The sequence below is a fragment of the Demequina muriae genome (assembly GCF_030418295.1).
In the GTDB taxonomy this organism is placed as follows: domain Bacteria; phylum Actinomycetota; class Actinomycetes; order Actinomycetales; family Demequinaceae; genus Demequina; species Demequina muriae.
In genome coordinates this window covers 1-602 of the sequence record NZ_JAUHQA010000029.1, presented here as the reverse complement: position 1 = coordinate 602, position 602 = coordinate 1, and the positions used below count along the sequence as shown (strand labels likewise).

General features: G+C 64.8%; 2 protein-coding genes. Both read right to left on the bottom strand.

Annotation, left to right across the window (positions count from 1 at the left end; translation table 11 throughout):
- Positions 1-66: 66 nt before the first annotated feature.
- Positions 67-258: a hypothetical protein gene (locus QQX02_RS13205; protein WP_301143828.1), complete on the bottom strand. Its 192-nt coding sequence runs from the start codon at positions 256-258 to the stop codon at positions 67-69.
- On the bottom strand, positions 255-602 hold a 348-nt coding region (locus tag QQX02_RS13200), incomplete at its 5' end, for a hypothetical protein (protein ID WP_301143827.1). The genes QQX02_RS13205 and QQX02_RS13200, both read right to left, overlap by 4 nt.

Here is a 602-nt window from a genome sequence, read left to right as displayed (position 1 = left end):
AACTCGACGCCTCCGTTCTCGGCAATCTCGCGGGCCAGCCACGCCTCAAACCTCGCGCGCACATCGTCACTGTGCATAGCTGGCATCCTCCGCGATGGCTTCCATCGGCGTGAATCCGTCCTTGCGGTACTCCTGCCAGCACTCATCGGCGGCCCAGCTATAAGCCTCGCGTACCGACTTCGCCCAATTCAGGCGGCGCAGGTGGTAGGCCAGTCGAACGGTCCAAAAGAAAGCGCGCACATCGTCAGGGGCGGTCATGGGGTGGCCTGCTGGGCGGCGGTGAGCAACACGGCGCGCATCTGGTCGAGGCACTCGTCGGGGATGGTGCAGTTGTACTTACGCAGGCACACGTAGGCTTCGCGCACTTCTTCGCAGGTGAACGCCACATACCCATCCACCCCATTCCCGCCCTCGGACGGCGCGGGGGTGGCGGCGATGACGCGGCGCAGTTCAGCCAGCAATTCGTCGGCGCCTTCGTAAGTTCCGGGCTCTTCGGAATCGATCACGTTGCCGATCAGATAGGCGCACTCGCGAAGCAGCCCAGTGTGGCTATGCACGCGCTCGGCAGGTTGGGCGGGCGGGGCGGTGTCACCGTAGACCAG